15 protein-coding genes are annotated in these 17,913 nt (G+C 46.7%); 7 read left to right on the top strand and 8 right to left on the bottom strand.

Annotated features, from left to right (window positions below):
• Positions 1–70 precede the first annotated feature (70 nt).
• The 4 genes from metF to K5Q92_RS14170 all read left to right on the top strand — a co-directional run bounded on the left by metF (position 71) and on the right by K5Q92_RS14170 (position 2,962).
• On the top strand, positions 71–961 hold the full coding sequence (gene metF / locus K5Q92_RS14185; RefSeq protein ID WP_220769663.1) for a methylenetetrahydrofolate reductase: 891 nt from the start codon (positions 71–73) through the stop codon (positions 959–961).
• Between the two features lie 168 nt (positions 962–1,129).
• Positions 1,130–1,510 carry a hypothetical protein gene (locus K5Q92_RS14180; protein ID WP_220769648.1) on the top strand — a complete coding sequence of 127 codons (381 nt, stop codon included), beginning with the start codon at positions 1,130–1,132 and terminating at the stop codon, positions 1,508–1,510.
• Positions 1,511–1,571: 61 nt separating this feature from the next.
• Entirely contained in the window at positions 1,572–1,928 is a 357-nt protein-coding gene (locus K5Q92_RS14175; RefSeq protein WP_259649581.1) for a cysteine-rich CWC family protein, read from the top strand.
• Between the two features lie 56 nt (positions 1,929–1,984).
• Positions 1,985–2,962: a DMT family transporter gene (locus tag K5Q92_RS14170; RefSeq protein WP_220769647.1), complete on the top strand. Its 978-nt coding sequence runs from the start codon at positions 1,985–1,987 to the stop codon at positions 2,960–2,962.
• Positions 2,963–3,227: 265 nt separating this feature from the next.
• On the opposite strand, the gene K5Q92_RS14165 is transcribed toward K5Q92_RS14170, so the two are convergent.
• The 4 genes from K5Q92_RS14165 to uvrA all read right to left on the bottom strand — a co-directional run bounded on the left by K5Q92_RS14165 (position 3,228) and on the right by uvrA (position 9,504).
• The gene (locus K5Q92_RS14165) at positions 3,228–5,057 is read right to left on the bottom strand and encodes a DEAD/DEAH box helicase (protein WP_220769646.1); all 1,830 of its coding nucleotides are present in this window, start codon (positions 5,055–5,057) and stop codon (positions 3,228–3,230) included.
• 228 nt (positions 5,058–5,285) lie between these two features.
• Positions 5,286–6,254 (bottom strand): M28 family peptidase, encoded by a 969-nt coding sequence (locus K5Q92_RS14160; RefSeq protein WP_220769645.1) that lies wholly within the window; start codon positions 6,252–6,254, stop codon positions 5,286–5,288.
• Between the two features lie 56 nt (positions 6,255–6,310).
• Entirely contained in the window at positions 6,311–6,643 is a 333-nt protein-coding gene (locus K5Q92_RS14155) for a hypothetical protein (protein WP_220769644.1), read from the bottom strand.
• 17 nt (positions 6,644–6,660) lie between these two features.
• Positions 6,661–9,504 carry an excinuclease ABC subunit UvrA gene (gene uvrA, locus K5Q92_RS14150; RefSeq protein ID WP_220769643.1) on the bottom strand — a complete coding sequence of 948 codons (2,844 nt, stop codon included), beginning with the start codon at positions 9,502–9,504 and terminating at the stop codon, positions 6,661–6,663.
• 268 nt (positions 9,505–9,772) lie between these two features.
• Between uvrA and K5Q92_RS14145 the strand changes: the two genes are divergently transcribed.
• Together K5Q92_RS14145 and ssb are read left to right on the top strand one after the other, a co-directional pair.
• A complete protein-coding gene (locus tag K5Q92_RS14145; RefSeq protein WP_220769642.1) occupies positions 9,773–11,140 on the top strand; it encodes an MFS transporter in 1,368 nt (455 codons plus the stop codon).
• A gap of 32 nt (positions 11,141–11,172) precedes the next feature.
• A complete protein-coding gene (gene ssb, locus K5Q92_RS14140; protein WP_220769641.1) occupies positions 11,173–11,838 on the top strand; it encodes a single-stranded DNA-binding protein in 666 nt (221 codons plus the stop codon).
• A gap of 149 nt (positions 11,839–11,987) precedes the next feature.
• Here the strand turns inward: ssb and K5Q92_RS14135 are convergent, their stop codons facing one another.
• A complete protein-coding gene (locus K5Q92_RS14135) occupies positions 11,988–12,719 on the bottom strand; it encodes an ABC transporter substrate-binding protein (protein ID WP_220769640.1) in 732 nt (243 codons plus the stop codon).
• A 538-nt stretch (positions 12,720–13,257) separates the two neighbouring features.
• Between K5Q92_RS14135 and K5Q92_RS14130 the strand changes: the two genes are divergently transcribed.
• A complete protein-coding gene (locus K5Q92_RS14130; RefSeq protein ID WP_220769639.1) occupies positions 13,258–13,674 on the top strand; it encodes a hypothetical protein in 417 nt (138 codons plus the stop codon).
• A 44-nt stretch (positions 13,675–13,718) separates the two neighbouring features.
• Here K5Q92_RS14130 and K5Q92_RS14125 read toward each other — a convergent pair whose 3' ends face one another.
• From K5Q92_RS14125 to K5Q92_RS14115, 3 genes are all read right to left on the bottom strand, one after another.
• A complete protein-coding gene (locus tag K5Q92_RS14125) occupies positions 13,719–14,750 on the bottom strand; it encodes an aldose epimerase family protein (RefSeq protein WP_220769638.1) in 1,032 nt (343 codons plus the stop codon).
• A 34-nt stretch (positions 14,751–14,784) separates the two neighbouring features.
• Complete coding sequence (galK, locus tag K5Q92_RS14120) at positions 14,785–15,939, bottom strand: galactokinase (RefSeq protein ID WP_220769637.1); 1,155 nt, start codon at positions 15,937–15,939, stop codon at positions 14,785–14,787.
• A gap of 546 nt (positions 15,940–16,485) precedes the next feature.
• Positions 16,486–17,907 (bottom strand): solute:sodium symporter family transporter, encoded by a 1,422-nt coding sequence (locus K5Q92_RS14115; RefSeq protein ID WP_220769636.1) that lies wholly within the window; start codon positions 17,905–17,907, stop codon positions 16,486–16,488.
• Between the last annotated feature and the right edge of the window lie 6 nt (positions 17,908–17,913).

Here is a 17,913-nt window from a genome sequence, read left to right as displayed (position 1 = left end):
TATGTGGACATATAGACGTCCAAACGTCTATATGGGAATGCAAACTAAGGCTGAAGTTGAGGAAGTAGAAATGGGTTTTCATCACGCACAACATGCAACATCATTAAACCAGAGCCTGTCTGAGCTAAATGGCGACATTAACGTTTCTTTCGAATTTTTCCCGCCTTCAACTCCAGAGATGGAAAAGCTACTTTGGAACTCTATTCGTCGTTTAGAGCCATTAAACCCTAAGTTCGTCTCTGTAACTTACGGCGCTAACTCAGGCGTTCGAGATAGAACCCATGGTGTGATCGAGCGGATCCAGCAAGAGACCGATTTAGTGGCTGCGCCGCACCTGACCTTAGTGGACGCCAGTGATGAAGAGCTTAAAGAGCTGGCAAAGCATTACTGGAACAGCGGTATTCGCGATATCGTGGCCCTGCGTGGCGACTTGCCTGACGGCAGCCCTAAGCCGACTCGCTTTGCTAACGACCTTGTACGCCTACTGCGCTCGGTCGCTGACTTTGATATTTCAGTTGCCGCTTATCCTGAGGTGCATCCTGATGCGAGTAACGCGCAAGCCGACCTTATTCATCTAAAGAAGAAGATCGATGCTGGTGCCAACCGTGCAATTACACAATTCTTCTTCGATGTAGAGTCTTACTTACGTTTTCGTGATCGTTGCGCCGCAGCCGGCATCGACGCTGAGATCGTGCCAGGTATTCTCCCGGTGACCAACTTTAATCAGACTAAGCGGTTTGCCGCGATGACCAATGTGTCGATTCCTGGCTGGTTACACCGCCAGTTTGAGGGGTTAGAGGATGATGCAACCACACGCCAGATGGTGGGAGCGAACGTGGCCATCGATATGGTTAAAGTCTTGTCTCGTGAAGGAGTGAAAGATTTCCACTTTTATACTCTGAACCGCGCCGAGCTGACCTATGCAATTTGTCACACACTAGGCGTTAGGCCAGGTAAGTGACGAACCTTAACGTCTCAGATTGAGCCAATAGCCTTTTAGGTTGTTGGCTTTTTTGTTTTCGGGTGAGCTGACATAGCGCTGCTTATGTAGGTTTATGTGTGGCTTGAGTAACAATCCCTAAGTAGGTAGTCTAAGTGAGGTTGGAGATACTTTGTACAGGATTTGATTATGGACAATCAATTAAAGCTTATCTTTTTAATTGCCACTTTGATGGGGGTGACGGCCTGTCAGGGGGTGAAATTTAATACCAATTTAACGCCAGAAATGGTTGTTGATAAATATCAAACTGGTCAGGTAGTAGAGTACACAGCAGAAGAAGTGTATAACCACGACTCTCAGATGATTGGTGATGTGAGTGCAGCCTATTGCCAAAGGGTTAACACGCCGCCACCCATCTACTCTAGTATTATTGAGACGTTAAAGTATAAGGTGCATAAAATTGGCGGTAACGGCATTGTGGTGATGGAGTGCTTAAAGGATAATCCTTATGCGTCCTGTCTTGCCCACTTAGAGTGCAGGGCACTCGCTTATGAGGTTAATTTCTCTTAGTTACTCATTAGGTGGCGGTAATGAGCGTGGTGAGTGATAAGAGTCATAATTCGTTGATTTTATGAATGAGGTTGAGCCTATGGGTGAGCAGGACAAGTCCCTTTTACCTAGTAAGGACACTTTATTCGTTAAGGACACTTTATTCGTTAAGGACACTTTATTCGTTAAGGACTTTGCCGATGCTAACCATTGCCCTCTATGCAAAGGGCTTAATCGTTGTGCTGCAGAAACTGGGGCGAGCATTGAGCAGTGTTGGTGCAGTAAACAAGAGTTTCCAGATAAAGTGCTGTTAGCTAACGTTTTAGGGGAAGAAGAGCTTCAGAACCTGAGTGGAACTGCTTGTATTTGTGAGGTTTGTTTACAGCGGCTACAGCTGTTACAGGCTCAAGGTCGCACACTTTATAAGAGAATCGATTAGCCTACTAGACCTAGAGTTGGCAATAGGGCAATATCGCCGATCTTGTTATTTCTTCAATGGCCATATTCATGGATCCGCGCGCTCAATGTTCCGAGTTTAAACTTGGATTTATCTTTATTTCTGTTGCTGTTGTTTTTTGGGGGATATTGCCGATAGCACTCAAACTATCGGGGCAATTTATCGATGCTGTTACCTTAACCTGGTTCCGTTTCTTGGTCGCTCTGGTGGTAGGCTTTGCCATTCAGTATCTAAGTGGCAGTATCAAGCAGTTTAAAGGACTCGATAAAGTGTCTTGGCTAAAATTAGTTTTAGCTGGTGTGCTCTTGATTTTTAACTACGTTTCTTTTGTCTATTCGCTTAAGTATCTTGCGCCGGGCTCGGCTCAGCTCAACTTCCAAACCTCGCCTTTCTTCCTAGCTTTTGGTGGGATGTTGTTTTTTAAAGAGCGACTCAATGCGATACAACTCAGTTGTTTCGCGACACTGGGCTTAGGCATGTTGATGTTCTTCCACCCCTATTTAGACTTTAGCTCCGGGCCGTCAGACGTATGGAAGGGAGTAATGATCGTTCAGTTCTCGGTGCTGTCATGGGCAAGTTATGCATTAATTCAGAAGTCGATGATCAAGCGTCTATCACCCAATAACATTTTGTTGTTTATCTACTTATTTGGCATCTTTGCCATGGCGCCTTTTAGCGACTTTAGTCAGTTCGCTGTCATGGACTCAAACCAGTGGGCTATCGCGATTTTTTGTGCATTTAATACGGTTATAGCTTACGGTTGTTTTGGTCAGTCGATGAAGTATTGGCCTACTGGACAGGTAAGTGCCATGCTGGCTCTGACACCAGTAATCAGTTTTAGCCTTACAGCCATTGTGGTGGCCTTAGGTTGGTGGAGTGATATCATTAAAGGGGCGCTTATTGACCCGCTATCGTTTAGCGGGATAGTGTTAATTGTGGTATCAGTGATTGCTGTGCAGTTGTCTCCTATCTGGGAGAAACGCAGGGCGTTAAAGCAAGTTCAGGTCGTTGCCTAATCAGCAACAGATGAGTAAGCCACCCTCTAACGGTGGCTTTTTTTATGCTGTTTCTAGGCACCTTAAAAGAGGAGTGTTGCGACTACGAGCTTCAGCTGTTGTGTTTGATTGCATTGCGATCGTCAGGCTAGAGGAAGCCTGTGTGATGTCTTTTAGGGAGAAAGGTCTGCATCGAATAATGAGTCTATGCGGCTGAAAACAAAAAAGGAGCCATTAGCTCCTTTTTAGGTCTTGTAGCTGGAACATCAGTTCCAAGCGTTAAGTTTTATTCAGCGTCTCTTGGACCCTTGCGGTGTGGCTTTCTGTCACCAGAAGGACGACGGTCGCCAGCTGGTCTGCGAGGACGACGTGGTGGACGGCTATCGCCACCAGAAGTATTGGCAAATGTTTCACCCGCCGCTTCACGAATGTTTAATGGACGGCCACATACACGCACCTTCTTAAGGTGTTGTAGTACTTCTTTTGGCATACCGTCTGGCAAGTCAATTGCTGTCACTTGGTCGAATAGTTGGATCTGACCAATGTAACGGCTATCGATATTCGCTTCGTTAGCTACGGCACCAACGATGTTACCTACGCCAACGCCATTGTCACGACCTACATCAATGATATAGCGGCACATCTTAACGTCTGGGTTGTCCTTTAATGAATCCGCTGCACCTAGGTTAGCAGGTGTTGGGCGAGATTCACGACGTGGGCGGTCGCTACGATCACGTGGTCCACGGTCATTACGGTCACGAGAGTTACGCTCGTCACGGCTATCGCGTTGACGTTCGTTCATTGCTGGTAGCTGCAGTGGACGATCTTTCTGAACTTGTTGCAGTAATGCCGCAGCAAGTACGTCAGTGTCAACTTCTAGCTCTTGACAAAGTTTGGCAACAGCACCCTTCATGAAATCTAAATCTTGTGCGATTGTTTCAGAAATTTTCTCACCTAGACGAGATAGACGACGTTCTGTCACTGTCTCTGGGCTAGGGATGTCCATTGGAGAAATACGGCTCTTAGTTGCACGCTCGATAGTGCGTAGCATACGCATTTCACGGTGTGTAACGAAAAGGATCGCCATACCTGTACGACCTGCACGGCCTGTACGACCAATACGGTGAACATAAGCTTCAGTATCGTAAGGAATATCGAAGTTAACTACGTGTCCAATACGCTCAACGTCTAGACCACGAGCCGCAACGTCAGTCGCGATGATGATATCTAGCTTGCCGCGCTTCAATTGGTCAACTGCACGCTCACGCGCTTGTTGGTTCATGTCGCCGTGTAGTGGAGACGATGCATAGCCACGAGCTTCTAGCTTCTCGGCTAACTCAACACAGCTGTTACGTGTACGAACGAAGATAATAATACCTTCGGTCTTTTCAACTTCTAGAACACGTACAAGTGCTTCTAGCTTGTTGTGCTGTGATACTTGAACAAAACGCTGCTCAATAGTTTCAACAGTCGTGTGAGTCGCAGCGATGCTTACATGCTGAGGCTCATTTAGGTATTTGTTAGCAACACGCTTAATCTGCTCTGGCATAGTTGCAGAGAATAGCGCTAATTGGCGTGACTTAGGTGTGTGCTCAAGGATCCATTCGATATCATCGATGAAGCCCATTTTTAGCATCTCATCGGCTTCGTCAAGAACCATTGATTTCAAGGTTTCAAGCTTAAGTGTGCCACGACGCATATGGTCCATAACACGGCCTGGAGTACCGACGATGATCTGAGGACCACGACGCAAAGCGTTTAGCTGCTGATGCATGCTCTGTCCGCCGTAAATTGGCAGAACGTGTAGGCCCTTCATAAATTTAGCGTAGCTAGCAAACGCTTCAGCAACTTGAACTGCAAGTTCACGAGTCGGCGCTAGTACTAAAATTTGTGGAGCATTCGTATTTGGGTCGATGCTGTTTAGTAGAGGAAGTGCGAAAGCACCTGTTTTACCTGTACCGGTTTGCGCCTGACCTAAAATATCTTTACCAGCCATAAGAGGCTCGATACTTGCTGCCTGGATTGGAGTTGGTTTTTCATAACCTAACTCGTCAAGAGCACGCAACAAAGGCTCGGCAAGACCGAGTTCGCGGAAAGTTTTTTCACTGGATGACATGGGTTGTAGCCTTGTGGAATAGCAGAGCACAAAAAGTATGTGCTGATGTTTAATAGACAGAAAATCAACCCCGTGTCGACTTCCCGCACCGAAACATATCAGTAAGCCGACTAGTATAGCAGCTTACAATTGGTATTACCAATCAATCCTGAATTTTTATCAGATTTCAAAGCAAATAACAGGCCAGATAATGAGTTGGACTGTTTAAAAAGTGACTAATCAGTAAAATTATTGTGGTTTTTTGAGTATTAAGCTGTCTATTTTTAACAGTTGATAGGCTGATTCGCTGACGGCGGCGAGAAAGTTAACATCTATTTTATCCGCGGTGTCGGTGGGTTGGTGATAATCGCTATGGATTGGTACACCAAAATAGAGCCAAGGTATGCCAGCTTGATGAAAAGGGTAGTGATCGGAGGCGCGTAAAAAGTCGATAGCGATGACGGAGCCGTCGAAGGCTTTAGGCTGCTGAGTTCGAATGCAGATCTGGTTATCCTGCCTGATGGACTTTCGCATCTGTGAGAAGGAATCAAAACGTCTTGCTCCCTCAATGTAGATGGCGCCAGTTCGGTCGGGTCTGCCTATCATATCAAGGTTTATGGCCAGCTCTACCTGTTCGATATTGGGGGTTGTGCTGGCAAGCTTAAGTTGCTCAATCAGAGCATACCCACCATAAAGCCCTGGCTCCTCGGCATCGCTGGCAACGAATAACAGATTGAATTTGCTGCCTTGCTCTTTTGCAAATTGGGCCAGTTGCAGTAACCCGGCGATGCCAGAGGCATTATCATCGGCGCCGGGGTAATACCGCCTATCGCTGCCTCCAAGATGATCATAATGGGCAATGATGATGCGCCAACTTTGGGTTTCTTGTTTAGCTGGGAGCATACCGACCATATTGATCCCCACTCTATCAGTGAATGAGCGGTGGTAGCTAAAAGGGTGTTGGTATCGGCCTTGCCAAGGGTGGAGTCCTATTTGTTTGAAGCGTTGCAGCAGAAACTCTCGGGTTAAGGAGGCGCCCTCTGTGCCTGTTTTGCGTCCCTGTAAACGAGCCGAACTTAGGGTATGCAGATCGGCTGTAATGGTGCTGACATCGGCCCAATAGATTGCAGGCTCCTTATCACAGTAGGAGCGAGTGGCGCAGGAGGTCAATATCGTAGAGCCTAGTAAAGCTGTGGTGATTAAAAGTAAACGCAGCATACATTTTGCCCATGAGTGTCTTTCAGTATCACTGTTATGAGACTAGCGTTTAACACTCATGTTGGCGACTGTTTTTCACTCATGCTTGTTGGTGTTTGGGCTTTATTCTGTGGCAGAGACAGGATTTGCTTGAGCTTATAAACCGGAAGGCGCGAAAACAGTCTTTGTTTAGCAGTAACTTCTATCCTTGAGTCTTTTTTTAGATTACCTACAGCCACACGAGCGACACTGCCATCGGGCAGTGCTATGGTGGTTGATTCATCATCGCTGCTAATCACTCTGGCCTTGACTGACTTGCAGTTACCTATCAGGGGATCGAATACTGCGATAAGCAGCAGGCCTAGCATCATCACTAGGCTTGTGCTTAAGAAGAGGTTTTTAAAGTGCATCGATTTTCTAACTGGCTCTATGCTTTGCTTAAAAGTGGCTTTAAGAAACGTGCGGTATGAGATTCACTATGCTCTGCAACCTCTTCAGGTGTACCAGCAACTAAAATCGTACCACCACCAGAACCGCCTTCAGGACCGAGGTCCACAATCCAGTCTGCTGTTTTTATCACATCAAGGTTATGCTCAATGACTACGATAGTATTTCCGTGTGACTTGAGGCGATGCAATACATCCAGTAACAGTTGGATATCGGCAAAATGCAGACCCGTCGTTGGCTCATCGAGAATGTACAAGGTCTTGCCGGTATCACGTTTCGATAACTCTTTGGCAAGTTTCACACGCTGGGCTTCACCGCCAGACAGAGTAGTGGCACTCTGACCCAAGCGGATATAAGACAGACCCACATCCATTAAGGTTTGTAGTTTACGAGCGATGGCAGGAATGGCATCGAAGAAAGGTCTTGCTTCTTCAACTGTCATCTGCAGCACTTCGTGGATGTTTTTGCCTTTAAAGCGCACATCTAAGGTTTCGCGGTTATAGCGCTGACCCTTACAGCTGTCACAAGGCACATACACATCCGGTAGGAAGTGCATCTCCACCTTGATTAAACCATCGCCCTGACAAGCCTCGCAGCGGCCGCCTTTGACGTTAAAAGAGAAACGTCCAGGCTGATAACCGCGAGTGCGTGACTCTTGGGTGGCGGCGAACAGCTCACGAATGGGAGTGAAAATACCAGTATAAGTCGCAGGGTTAGAACGTGGCGTACGACCAATTGGGCTCTGATCGATGTCTACAACCTTGTCGCAATGATCCATGCCAATCACTTTCTTATAAGGTGCGGGCTCATCAACCGTTGCACCGTTAAGTTGCATATGAGCAATCTTGTAGAAAGTGTCGTTGATAAGCGTCGACTTACCTGAGCCTGATACCCCAGTAATGCAAGTGAACAAGCCTACTGGAATTTGCAGATCGACATCTTTAAGGTTGTTACCCGATGCGCCAAAAAGCTCGATTAATTTATCTGGATTGTACTGGCTGCGTTCGGTTTTGATGTGAATCTGTTTCTCACCAGATAGGTACTGACCTGTGATCGACTCTTTGCAGTCGAGTAGATCTTGCAAGGTGCCTTCACCGATAACTTGGCCACCGTGAACACCCGCGCCCGGACCGATATCGATAACGTGATCCGCCATGCGAATGGCGTCTTCATCGTGCTCGACAACGATAACCGTGTTACCTAAGTCACGCAGATGAATAAGGGTTTGTAGCAAGCGCTCGTTATCTCGCTGATGCAGACCGATAGAGGGTTCGTCGAGGACATACATCACCCCAACAAGCCCAGCGCCTATTTGGCTGGCGAGACGAATACGTTGAGCCTCACCGCCAGAGAGTGTATCGGCTGAGCGTGACAGGCTTAGGTAGTTCAAACCGACATTGACCAAGAAGCCTAGACGATCACGTACCTCTTTTAAGATCTTCTCGGCGATCTGCGCACGTTGGCCTGTTAGCTCAAGCTGCTCGAAGTATTCTGCTGCCTCGCCGATAGACCACTGGGTTAAGACTGGGAGGTTTAACTCTTTAATAAAGACGTTACGGGCTTCTTCACGTAGACGAGAGCCACCACAGCTTTGGCAAGGTTGGGTGTTGATAAACTTAGTCAACTCTTCACGTACCGCGTTGGACTCAGTCTCGCGATAGCGTCTGTCCATGTTATTTAAGATCCCTTCGAAGGGATGATTTCTTACGACCACGTCGCCGCGATCGTTGATGTACTTAAATGCGATATTCTGATTACCTGAACCATAGAGTACGATTTTGCGTACGTCATCACTTAACTGTTCGAAGGGTTTCTCGATATCAAACTTGTAGTGCTCGGCGAGCGAGGTCAGCATCTGGAAGTAATAGAAGTTACGTCTATCCCAGCCGCGAATAGCCCCGCCAGCTAATGACAACTCAGTATTGGTGATCACCCGTTCTGGATCGAAGAACTGCTGCACGCCTAAACCATCACAGGTTTGGCATGCACCGGCTGGATTATTAAATGAGAAGATCCTTGGCTCAAGCTCGGCCATGGAGTAGCCACATACTGGGCAAGCAAAGTTAGCTGAGAATACATGTTCCTCAGGCTTAGCTTTACCTTCTACAGGTTCCATACTGGTGACTTTGGCGATACCGCCCGATAGCTCAAGCGCCGTTTCGAATGACTCCGCGAGGCGCTGCTTCATGTCTTCACGCACTTTAAAACGGTCAACCACCACTTCGATGGTGTGCTTAACGTGAAGATCCAGTTCTGGTGGATCGGTTAAGTCACAGACCTCTCCGTCGATGCGGGCGCGTATATAACCTTGAGCGGATAAACTTTCTAATAGTTTAACGTGCTCACCTTTACGGTTGTTAATGACGGGAGCCAGTAGCATTTGACGGCTACCCTCAGGCAGTTCAAGCACCTTATCAACCATCTGACTAATGGTTTGCGCCGCGAGAGGCTTACCGTGAGTAGGACAGCGAGGCTCTCCGACACGGGCAAACAGCAGGCGTAAATAATCGTAGATTTCGGTAATGGTACCCACTGTGGAACGTGGATTATGAGATGTAGATTTCTGTTCGATAGAGATGGCAGGGCTTAGGCCCTCAATATGATCAACATCAGGCTTTTCCATTAAACTCAAGAATTGACGAGCATAGGCCGACAATGACTCGACATAACGTCGCTGTCCTTCAGCGTATAGGGTGTCAAATGCAAGAGAAGATTTGCCAGAACCAGACAGGCCTGTGATCACAATGAGTTTATCACGGGGAATAGTCAGGTTGATGTTTTTAAGATTGTGGGTACGAGCACCACGAACTTCAATATTTTCCATCTAGCGTTCAGATCTCTAAGCCGAAAAAAGTGGTTAAGTATCTCACAAATTTGCCCGTGGCAATAGACAGAACTTAGGATCAATTGTAGGGAAGGATTTGGTGTGTCTCTATAATTTTTAAGCATCTTATGCCCGAGTCCGTCACGTGAGTCGCTATTAAGTTAAAACATGACTTAGTCATGCATCTTTCACTTTTACTTTTGGGTTATTGAAAAACTTCATGATAAACTGCGCCACCTAATTTTAAGTTCATAGAGCAGGACGGGGAATGGCCAACAAGGGACTATCCAAGACTGAGAAGAAGGTCGCGTTTTCATTAGCCAGTGTATTCGGGCTACGTATGATGGGTTTGTTTATGATCATGCCTGTATTCGCGCTTTACGGACAGCACCTCGAAGGCTTTTCACCTTTATGGGTGGGTATTGCCATTGGTGCCTACGGTTTAACTCAGGCAGTTCTTCAAATTCCTATGGGGATCTTGTCTGACAAGTTCGGCCGTAAGCCCGTTATTCTCGCTGGACTGCTTATTTTCGCCCTAGGTAGCTTAGTTGCGGCCAATGCCGAGACGATTTACGGCGTGGTTGCTGGTCGCGCATTGCAGGGGATGGGGGCTATTGCCGCTGCCGTCTTAGCACTTGCTGCGGACTTAACTCGTGATGAACAGCGTACCAAGGTGATGGCGATTATTGGTATGTGTATCGGTTTCTCCTTTGCGCTGTCGCTATTGGTTGGTCCAATTGTGGCTCAGCACTTGGGCCTATCAGGTCTGTTTATGATGACGGCGGGGCTCGCCATTTTAGGCATGTTGATCGTACAGCTATTAGTGCCTACTCCTGTTGGTCAGGCTCCAAAGGGCGATACCGTTGCCGCGCCAGAAAAGCTCAAGCGCATGTTGTTCGATCCGCAGCTATTTAGACTCGATGCGGGTATTTTCATTTTGCACTTGGTGTTAACCGCTGTCTTTGTGGCTCTGCCGCTGGATTTAGTGGATGCTGGTCTCGCTAAAGAGAAGCATTGGATGCTTTACTTCCCAGCTTTTATGGGGGCATTCTTCCTGATGGTGCCGCTGATTATTATTGGGGTTAAACGCAATAATACCAAAGGCATGTTCCAAGTAGCTCTTATTATCATGATGGCAGCGCTTGGCTCTATGGCGATATTCGCCGATAATTTAGTGGTACTGAGCATCGCTGTGGTGTTGTTCTTTACCGGTTTTAATTATCTTGAAGCATCGCTTCCCAGCCTCATTGCTAAGTTTTGTCCGGTTGGCGATAAAGGCTCAGCTATGGGCGTTTATTCCACGAGCCAATTTTTAGGTGCGTTTTGTGGTGGTATATTAGGCGGTGGTGCCTATCAGTTGGTTGGGGCATCAGGAGTATTTGCTGTTGCATTAGGCTTAATGTGTCTCTGGTTCTTATTGACCTTCGGCATGAAAAATCCTGTGCTACTCAAGAGTTACACACTGGAAGCGAATGTCACTGACAAACAGAGCGCAGTGACCATGGCTACTGAGCTTTCGGCTTTAGCAGGGGTGTCTGAAGCCATCGTTGTACTCGAAGAGAAAGTAGCTTATTTAAAAGTAGATGACCATTTCGATTTGAGAGAAGCCAGAGCTGTGTTACGCTCTGTCGATTAGTAAAAATTTAATATACGTTCCAGGAGATTTCAATGGCTAGTCGTGGTGTCAATAAAGTAATTTTGGTCGGTAATTTAGGACAAGATCCTGAAGTACGTTATATGCCAAATGGCAATGCCGTAGCCAACATTACCGTGGCGACAAGTGAGTCTTGGAAAGACCAACAAGGTCAGCAGCAAGAGCGTACTGAATGGCACCGTGTTGTGATGTTCGGCAAACTAGCTGAAATCACTGGTGAGTATTTACGTAAAGGCTCTCAAGTTTACCTTGAAGGCAAGCTACAGACTCGTAAGTGGAAAGACCAAAGCGGTCAAGATCGTTACAGCACTGAAGTGGTTGTCGATCAAGGTGGTAGCATGCAGATGCTAGGTAGCCGTAACCAAAATGCTGGTGCTCCATCACAAGGTGGCAACCAGAACTATGGTGGTCAGCAGCAACAGCAAGGCGGTTACGGTTCACAACAGCAGCCTCAACAGCAAAACAGCTACCAGCCGAAGCCACAAGCTCCAGCTCAACAAGGTGGTTACCAACAGCAACCACAGCAACAGCAGCAAGCACCTCAACAAGGTGGTTACGCGCCTAAGCCGCAATCTGCACCTGCTCCGCAGCAAGCGCCGCAACAGCGCCCTGCTCCGCAGCCACAGCAGAACTTCACTCCAGATTTGGATGATGGCTGGGACGACGATATCCCGTTCTAATTTACAGTTATTACAGAAAGCCCAGCTATTTAGCTGGGCTTTTTTATGCTTGATAGCGCGAGAACTTGCCGAACTTTTGAAACATTACCTCACTGAAAAATATGATGATTTTGTTAATTCACACTAACTATTTACTTTAGGTGTTGGGGTTAAAACGCGACCTGATACTTATCTAGAATGGCCTGATATTGGCCGCTTTGCTTTAGGTTTTCTATGCCTTGAGCAAACTTAGTGGCGAAGCTGCGCCCCTTATCATTGTTGCTAAATCCAACATAAAGCGCAGTGCTTTTATCTTCGCTACCTGCGAAACGTATATCCTCACTATAGCCATATTGTTTAGCGGTGTAATCGATGACGTAACGGTTACCTATTAATAGGTCAATTCGCTCTTTGGTCGCTAAATAGAGGTTGGTCTTGAGCGGTGTTTCGCCGGAGGTGCGAATGTGGCTTTGGCTATTTTCTAAGTAACGGTTCAATGACTCGCCATAATCATAACCTAAAATGGTAGCGATCAGCTTGTTATCTAGGCTTTCTAGATCAGAGTACTGCCAATGAGAGCTTGCTGGTGTGTAAAAATCATTGGTGTATTGCCCAATCGCCACATGATTATTACTGAGGGAGAAGGTTGCAATGTGTTTGGCTGTTACCGCCAATACGGCATCGAGCTTGTGCTGACTTGTGAGTGTTAGTGCCCTTTGAAAAGGGATTGATTCGAACTTCACTCCTATATCAACCGAGGCGAAAGCTTGCTGCGTGAGCTCGACTACATAGCCTGAATTGTCGGTGCAGATATAGGGGCACCATATATCGGAAGCCACCACAATTTGCTCTGCGCTTGTCGAAAAGCTCATGGCACAGAGTATGAGTAATCTACACTTCAAAACAATCCTTTACTGCTCATGATATTAAGGCTGGTCTTAGTCTAACAAAACCCTACTAAGAAAGGAGGGGGGATGGACAGGTTTAATCACTCATCCTTCCACTTGATTGAGTGCGAATTGAAAATCGATATTTAGGGATAGTTTGTTGTAGTCCTTTCGATACAATCTAGCTCTAACCCTATAGTAATAGGGCTTGATGTTTGACTAAGGCTTGTTGTTTTTTTTCGGTGCTTGTTATTTAAATTGTTGATGTTGTGAGGGTTGTCACTCTGCTTGGTGATTTTTTGTATTTATTGATAGCGAAAAACTTGAATAACGACTGCTTTGAACTAAATTCGATAAGAGCTGAATAATTTATGTGATTTATTTCGTCTTTGAGAGAGATATTTTGTATTTTCTACTCTTGATATTCGGCAAAAATCTGTAAAAATACCGCTTCTGTCCCTGATGGCAAAATACAGGGAAAACGGAAGTAAATGTTAGCGCAATTTACTTCTTACTTTATTTTGTATGTGTTGATTTAAGGGCATTAACATATATGTACAAGACGACAAAAAAACCAGTTTGGTACGGTGAGCTAAGAACTGCTCGCGGCAATACCATTCTTATTCATGATAAACAGTTTCCAGATGCTTCTGCAGGGCGTGTTTACTTCTATAACGCGACTCGTGAAGCAATCATCGAGTATGCAGAAGATATAGTTAAGCCTAACCTGCATGAACTTGATGACCAGGCGATAGCTGAAGTTGAAAAGACTTGTGGTGCTGCTTGGTTTGCTGCCAGAGAAGAGTTTATGGCTAAACATCAAGGCTGGGTTGAGGCGAATAATCCTAAGAGCGCAGCTGCGGCTCCTAAGAAGGCAAAAGCCGTTTCTGAAGACGATGAGCCAGAGTTAGAGTCAGCCGATGGCGATGATGATTATGATGATGATTGGTCAGATGATTACGACGATTAATCATTAAGAGTTAGATAACAGCGCCTAGGCGCTGTTATCTGCTTTTAAGCATCATTCGCAAACTGATAGCGACTGATATGATGGTAGATTTCACCTGGGTTAATTATTGCGTTCCCTGCAATGTTAGCTTGGTTAGGGGCATCGGGTACCTGTTGAGGCTCCAAGCAAATCCCCTGATATTGATTTAATCTATGTTGATTCTTGCCAACCACTCCCTCTAAACCATTCCCCCCATATACCTGTACACCAGGCTGATTCGTATATAAGGTCATGCTGCGGCCACTGAGCGGCGAACTTAAACGGCCAAATCGCTGTAACTTCGACTCAGTTGTAGGCATTAAGAAGCAGTGATCGATACCCGATGTCGTGGTTAACTCTTCACGACCAATGAGTGATTGCAACTCTGTAGGCATAGAAAGATCTAAGTCACTGTCTTGGGTTGCACAGATCGCCTTTGGGAGCCCGCTATCATTTAGACTCAGATACTGTTTGGCATCGATCTGTAATTGGTGATTCAGAGTTGTCTGGCTAGCATCGAGGTTAAAATAGCTGTGCTGCGTGAGGCTGATTGGGCAGGGTTTATCTGAGCTGGCTAAGATCTCTACATAGAGATTACTTCCAACGAGGCGATAGTCGAGCTGTACGTTACAGTTACCGGGGAAGCCCATATCAAGATCAGGGCTTCTTAGACTAAGGCGTACACCATCAGGGAGAGTGCCGAGCTGCCACTGCTTTTGATGAAAGCCCTCACTGCCTCCGTGCAAACAGTTATTGCCTTGGTTAATGTCGAGTTGATGCTGAGTGTTGCCAAGGCTAAATCGTCCATTGGCAATACGGTTTGCGTATCGTCCTGCAACGGCACCTAGATAAGCATCTTGGCTTAGATAATCTTCGACGCTATCGCATCCCAACACTAGATTGCCCCGCTCGTTATTGCGGTCTGGGGTCCATAAAGAGCGGATAATGCCGCCTAGGCTTAACACTTCAATAGCGATAGTGCCGTTATCAATAAGGACTCGTTCAATCTGTCCTCCGCGTGGATCGTTCCAAGGTTCGAGAGCGCGAAAGCGTACCATGTTGAGTCCTTATTCTAGGTTTTGTTAGAAATGATTAATTATCGATACGTTTGGCGCCATCGCTGGCAGAACACAGATAAATGTCGGCTTCTAGGCCTGTCTTCATTGCATATTTTTGCTCGATGGTTTCGACGACAGCATCAGTTAATTCATGATCGACCAGTGCCACAACACAACCACCAAAGCCGCCGCCAGTCATACGCACGCCGCCTCGCTCACCGATCACCTCGCTGACAATCTCAACCAGATAATCGATTTCGTCAGTGGTGATCTCAAAATCGTTACGCATAGAGAGGTGAGAGTCGGCCATTAGCTGGCTTAATTTAGCGATATCTCCCGCCTCCAATGCCCATGCGGCATTTTGAGTGCGTCTGTTTTCGGTGACAACATGCTTAGCGCGTCTATAGCTGGCATCGCTGAGCTCTGACTTGCCCGCTTCTAGTGTGGCGAGATCAAGATCGCGCAGCGACTCCAAACCAAAGTGAGTCGCCGCTAATTCGCATTGCTCGCGACGCAAGTTATATTCAGACTCGACTAAGCCACGTTGTACGTTTGAGTTGATGATAATCAGACTCAAGCTGTCGGGAATACTGATCGCTTCACTGTCTAAGTCGAGACAATCGATAAGCAGCGCATGGTCTTGTTCACCCAAGGCACTAATCATCTGATCCATGATGCCGCAGGCACAGCCGACAAACTGGTTTTCACCACGCTGAGCCAGTTGCGCGATGGCAAGTGGCGACAGTTTGATCTGGCTGCAATCGTTGACTGCAGTGCCAAAGGCTATCTCTAATGCGGCCGATGAGGACAGGCCAGCACCCATAGGGACATTACTGACAACTGCCACGTCTAGGCCTTTTGGCGCTAGACCTGAGCTAGCCATGGCGGCAGTGAAGCCCTTGAGGTAGTTTGACCAATGATTGGCAACGGGCAGACCCTCTTCGCCGAAAACCCACTCTTCGATTTCACCGGGAAAGGCATCGGATACGGCGCGAAAGCGCTGATCGTCACGGCGTTTTACAACAACCGCAGTATAGAAATTGATGGCGGCTGGAAGCACGAAGCCATCGTTATAGTCTGTATGCTCACCTATAAGGTTGACACGTCCAGGGGCACAATAAAGCTCATCGGCTTGGGTGCCAAAAGTTTGCACAAACAGCTTGTTTGCTCGTTGACTGGGGTTGGACATAATCTCAAATTTCCGAATGTTAATATTTGCGCTCAGTACAAAGACCTTGCTGTAAACTGAGTGGTTATACTAATCAGTATAAGAAGTTGTTTTACCCTGAGTATTTTGGGCAAACTTATTCAAGGCGAATGAATAACATAGTGCTTGCTCCCTGATGAGTTCATTCATGCAGGAACAATTAATGACCTTGCCTCAAAAGCACTAAACTTTCGCTGAGTGATCAAATCTTTAAACTGATTAGTATTCGCTGCACTTTGATTCTGGCGACCAATTTCTTAACAGCGGGTTACATTAAAATTTTTCTAAGATGTTGAACATCTTAATTGAGTGGCAGTTGTCTCCTAGTGAGAACTGCAGTGAAGAGTAATTTGTACACTCAATATCCATCTATTGTTTTATATCACGACTCTACAATTTGTGTAACTGAGTTTTTTTATTAGAGCTGTGGCTGAGACCCGAGTATGGTTTAGCCGAAAACAAATCAAACCCAACCGTCAAAAAGCAGGCTCGGCAGGGTAAGCCTACCGAGCCCGATGCTGTTACCGCTTAATCGCTCACTAGCTGAGCGCTCAGGCTCTGTGGGCCAAAAACATATTTGCTCAGTGCTAATGTCACTAAGATTGTCGCTGCGAGTGTGATTGCCATCATATGAATGAAGTGCAAAGGACTCCAGACGAAGGTAAATATCGCATACATCAACACGCCGAACACTAGGCCAAACTTAATCGCTTTTGCATTCACATCTTTAAAGGCGAGGGCACAGATAAAGGCTGCAAGAACAGGCATAGAGTAGAGACCGTTTAGCTGCTGCAACAAGGAGATGATGCTAGCCGACTGCGCAAACACGGGCACCAAGCACAACGAGAACAGGGTGAAGACTAGGGCAACGCGGGTACCAATTTTACGTATATCGGCATTAGGGTTGATATAGTTTTGGTGAATATCGCAGGTATAAAGCGCCGCAGCCGAGTTCAGACAGGAGTTGAATGAGCTTAATACTGCGCCGGCCATGACGGCGGCAAAGGCACCTGATAGCCAACTAGGTAGAATATCCCCAACCAGTTTACCGTAGGCGACATCCCCTACATCACCATAAAGCTTATAGGCGACAAGGCCGGGAAGTACCACGATAATTGGAATAATCAGTTTCATGACTACAGCGGCATAAAGGCCTTTCTGTGCTTCTTTGACCGATTTTGCCGCCAAGGCTCTTTGGGTGATCACCATGTTGGTGCCCCAGTAAAAGATCTGGATAAAGATCATTCCCGTTAATAGGGTGTGCCAAGGAATATCCGACTGGCTATCGCCGACAAGGGTCAAGCGTTCGAGTGGTACGCCAGACAGATCCCAGTTCACGGCATTGAGTGCAAGGTAGGAGACCACTACGCCCATAAGCAGCAGACCGATACCGTTGAGGCTATCGGATATAGCAATGGCCCTTAAGCCGCCAAAAATCGCATAGATAGCGCCCACAACCGCAAAGATAATAGCCAGAGCGGTTACTGAAATTGATAAGCCAAACATAGACTTCATAAACAGCGAGCCGGTATAAAGCACCACAGGTAATAGGATAAAGGCATAGCCGAGCATAAACAGCACCGATACCATGGCGCGGATCCCTTTATCCTGATACTTGCGCTCAAGTAGTTCCGTGGTGGTGGTGCAATTATATTTGTAATAGATAGGAATAAGCCATTTAGCCAATATGATTAATCCTACCGCCGCGGCGATCTCCCACCAGGCGACGAGCAAGGTCTGGGCACCGTTCATCCCCACGATTTGCTCGGCACTGATATTGGTCATCATTAATGAGCCTGCGACCACGATCCAGCTTAACCCCCCACCGGCAAGAAAGTAATCTTTGCTGTCGCTATTGTCGCGAGTCACCTTGCGGCACTTTAGGTAGGTGATTAAACCTACTAAGGCGGTTAAGCCAAAAAATATAACCAGTTGAATAGTCTGTTCCATGTTGAT

This window comes from Shewanella sp. MBTL60-007 (assembly GCF_019654915.1).
GTDB lineage: Bacteria > Pseudomonadota > Gammaproteobacteria > Enterobacterales > Shewanellaceae > Shewanella.
Note: the sequence above shows the minus strand (reverse complement) of the source record. Positions and strands in the feature narration are given on the sequence as shown.

What these genes read in the sequence shown, in the direction of transcription:
- metF (WP_220769663.1), top strand. Translation starts at nt 71, where the DNA reads ATGGGTTTTCATCACGCACAACATGCAACATCATTAAACCAGAGCCTG.
- K5Q92_RS14180 (WP_220769648.1), top strand. Translation starts at nt 1,130, where the DNA reads ATGGACAATCAATTAAAGCTTATCTTTTTAATTGCCACTTTGATGGGG.
- K5Q92_RS14175 (WP_259649581.1), top strand. Translation starts at nt 1,572, where the DNA reads ATGAATGAGGTTGAGCCTATGGGTGAGCAGGACAAGTCCCTTTTACCT.
- K5Q92_RS14170 (WP_220769647.1), top strand. Translation starts at nt 1,985, where the DNA reads ATGGCCATATTCATGGATCCGCGCGCTCAATGTTCCGAGTTTAAACTT.
- K5Q92_RS14165 (WP_220769646.1), bottom strand. Translation starts at nt 5,057, where the DNA reads ATGTCATCCAGTGAAAAAACTTTCCGCGAACTCGGTCTTGCCGAGCCT.
- K5Q92_RS14160 (WP_220769645.1), bottom strand. Translation starts at nt 6,254, where the DNA reads ATGCTGCGTTTACTTTTAATCACCACAGCTTTACTAGGCTCTACGATA.
- K5Q92_RS14155 (WP_220769644.1), bottom strand. Translation starts at nt 6,643, where the DNA reads ATGCACTTTAAAAACCTCTTCTTAAGCACAAGCCTAGTGATGATGCTA.
- uvrA (WP_220769643.1), bottom strand. Translation starts at nt 9,504, where the DNA reads ATGGAAAATATTGAAGTTCGTGGTGCTCGTACCCACAATCTTAAAAAC.
- K5Q92_RS14145 (WP_220769642.1), top strand. Translation starts at nt 9,773, where the DNA reads ATGGCCAACAAGGGACTATCCAAGACTGAGAAGAAGGTCGCGTTTTCA.
- ssb (WP_220769641.1), top strand. Translation starts at nt 11,173, where the DNA reads ATGGCTAGTCGTGGTGTCAATAAAGTAATTTTGGTCGGTAATTTAGGA.
- K5Q92_RS14130 (WP_220769639.1), top strand. Translation starts at nt 13,258, where the DNA reads ATGTACAAGACGACAAAAAAACCAGTTTGGTACGGTGAGCTAAGAACT.
- K5Q92_RS14125 (WP_220769638.1), bottom strand. Translation starts at nt 14,750, where the DNA reads ATGGTACGCTTTCGCGCTCTCGAACCTTGGAACGATCCACGCGGAGGA.
- galK (WP_220769637.1), bottom strand. Translation starts at nt 15,939, where the DNA reads ATGTCCAACCCCAGTCAACGAGCAAACAAGCTGTTTGTGCAAACTTTT.
- K5Q92_RS14115 (WP_220769636.1), bottom strand. Translation starts at nt 17,907, where the DNA reads ATGGAACAGACTATTCAACTGGTTATATTTTTTGGCTTAACCGCCTTA.